Origin of the sequence: Virgibacillus halodenitrificans JCM 12304 (assembly GCF_001310895.1) — a bacterium.
GTDB classification, from domain to species: domain Bacteria; phylum Bacillota; class Bacilli; order Bacillales; family Amphibacillaceae; genus Virgibacillus_Q; species Virgibacillus_Q halodenitrificans.
Map to the genome: position 1 here is coordinate 1 of NZ_BAZS01000067.1, position 3,023 is coordinate 3,023.

1 rRNA gene is annotated in these 3,023 nt (G+C 51.8%); it reads right to left on the reverse strand.

From position 1 onward, the window contains the following. Nucleotides 1–55 precede the first annotated feature (55 nt). Nucleotides 56–2,970: ribosomal RNA gene (locus tag JCM12304_RS18690) — 23S ribosomal RNA — on the reverse strand. Between the last annotated feature and the right edge of the window lie 53 nt (nucleotides 2,971–3,023).

The window sequence follows — 3,023 nt, forward strand, 5'->3', positions numbered from 1 at the left end:
AATTTATACCCTAAAAACTAAATAAGAGAAAAACAACGACAATCAAAGAAGAAAATTAGTTAAGTCCTCGATCTATTAGTATCCGTCAGCTCCACGTGTCACCACGCTTCCACCTCGGACCTATCAACCTCATCGTCTCTGAGGGATCTTACTCACTCGAAGTGATGGGAAGTCTCATCTTGAGGGGGGCTTCATGCTTAGATGCTTTCAGCACTTATCCTTGCCACACGTAGCTACCCAGCTATGCTCCTGGCGGAACAACTGGTACACCAGCGGTGTGTCCATCCCGGTCCTCTCGTACTAAGGACAGCTCCTCTCAAACTTCCAACGCCCACGACGGATAGGGACCGAACTGTCTCACGACGTTCTGAACCCAGCTCGCGTACCGCTTTAATGGGCGAACAGCCCAACCCTTGGGACCGACTACAGCCCCAGGATGCGATGAGCCGACATCGAGGTGCCAAACCTCCCCGTCGATGTGAACTCTTGGGGGAGATAAGCCTGTTATCCCCGGGGTAGCTTTTATCCGTTGAGCGATGGCCCTTCCATGCGGAACCACCGGATCACTAAGCCCGACTTTCGTCCCTGCTCGACTTGTAGGTCTCGCAGTCAAGCTCCCTTCTGCCTTTACACTCTACGAATGATTTCCAACCATTCTGAGGGAACCTTTGGGCGCCTCCGTTACCTTTTGGGAGGCGACCGCCCCAGTCAAACTGCCCGCCTGACACTGTCTCCGGACCGGATCACGGCCCTGGGTTAGAATGGTCGTACAGCCAGGGTGGTATCCCACGGATGCCTCCACCGAAGCTGGCGCTCCGGTTTCCAAGGCTCCCACCTATCCTGTACAAGCTGTACAAACATTCAATATCAGGCTACAGTAAAGCTCCACGGGGTCTTTCCGTCCTGTCGCGGGTAATGCGCATCTTCACGCATAGTATAATTTCACCGGGTCTCTCGTTGAGACAGTGCCCAAGTCGTTGCACCTTTCGTGCGGGTCGGAACTTACCCGACAAGGAATTTCGCTACCTTAGGACCGTTATAGTTACGGCCGCCGTTTACTGGGGCTTCGGTTCTGCGCTTCGCGTAAGCTAACGCTTCCCCTTAACCTTCCAGCACCGGGCAGGTGTCAGCCCCTATACTTCGCCTTTCGGCTTCGCAGAGACCTGTGTTTTTGCTAAACAGTCGCTTGGGCCTATTCACTGCGGCTCCTCCTTAAAGGAGCACCCCTTCTCCCGAAGTTACGGGGTCATTTTGCCGAGTTCCTTAACGAGAGTTCTCCCGCTCACCTTAGGATTCTCTCCTCGCCTACCTGTGTCGGTTTGCGGTACGGGCACCTATGAACTCACTAGAGGATTTTCTTGGCAGTGTGAAATCAGGAACTTCGGTACTCTATTTCCCTCCCCATCACAGCTTGAAATTGTTGGACGGATTTGCCTATCCAACTTTCTCACTGCTTGGGCGCACACATCCATCGGTGCGCATTCCTTATCCTACTGCGTCCCCCCATCGTTCAAACGCTCATGAGGTGGTACAGGAATATCTACCTGTTGTCCATCGCCTACGCCTTTCGGCCTCGGCTTAGGTCCCGACTAACCCTGAGAGGACGAGCCTTCCTCAGGAAACCTTAGGCTTTCGGTGAAAGAGATTCTCACTCTTTTTTCGCTACTCATACCGGCATTCTCACTTCCAAGCGCTCCACCAGTCCTCACGGTCTGACTTCACAGCACTTGGAACGCTCTCCTACCATTGTTCGTAAGAACAATCCGCAGCTTCGGTGATACGTTTAGCCCCGGTACATTTTCGGCGCAGAGTCACTCGACCAGTGAGCTATTACGCACTCTTTAAATGGTGGCTGCTTCTAAGCCAACATCCTGGTTGTCTGGGCAACTCCACATCCTTTTCCACTTAACGTATACTTTGGGACCTTAGCTGGCGGTCTGGGCTGTTTCCCTTTCGACTATGAACCTTATCACCCATAGTCTGACTCCCAAGTCTAAGTAGCTGGCATTCGGAGTTTGACTGAATTCGGTAACCCGATGAGGCCCCTAGTCCAATCAGTGCTCTACCTCCAGTACTCATTCCTTGAGGCTAGCCCTAAAGCTATTTCGGAGAGAACCAGCTATCTCCGTGTTCGATTGGCATTTCACCCCTACCCACACCTCATCCCCGCATTTTTCAACATACGTGGGTTCGGGCCTCCAGTCAGTGTTACCTGACCTTCACCCTGGACATGGGTAGATCACACGGTTTCGGGTCTACGACCACATACTCAAATCGCCCTATTCAGACTCGCTTTCGCTGCGGCTCCGTGTCTTCCACTTAACCTTGCATGGGATCGTAACTCGCCGGTCCATTCTACAAAAGGTACGCCGTCACCCATTAACGGGCTTCGACTACTTGTAGGCACACGGTTTCAGGTTCTCTTTCACTCCCCTCCCGGGGTGCTTTTCACCTTTCCCTCACGGTACTGGTTCACTATCGGTCACTAGGGAGTATTTAGCCTTGGGAGATGGTCCTCCCGGATTCCGACGGAATTTCTCGTGTTCCGCCGTACTCAGGATACACTCCGGAGAGAATTCCTTTTCGATTACAGGGCTCTTACCTGCTGTGGCTGATCGTTCCAGATCGATTCATCTAAAGAATTCCTTTGTAACTCCAAAGGAGTGTCCTACAACCCCAGAAAGCAAGCTTTCTGGTTTGGGCTAATTCCGTTTCGCTCGCCGCTACTTGGGAAATCGCATTTGCTTTCTCTTCCTCCGGGTACTGAGATGTTTCAGTTCCCCGGGTCTGCCTCACATAGCCTATGTATTCAGCTATGCGTACTGTTCCATTACGAACAGTGGGTTCCCCCATTCGGAAATTCTCGGATCGATGTCTACTTACGACTCCCCGAGACATATCGGTGTTAGTCCCGTCCTTCTTCGGCTCCTAGTACCAAGGCATCCACCGTGCGCCCTTATTCACTTAACTATTTTTACAATGAATAAGCGTGCTAATTTCTTAGCCTTGCTTTTATATTAAAA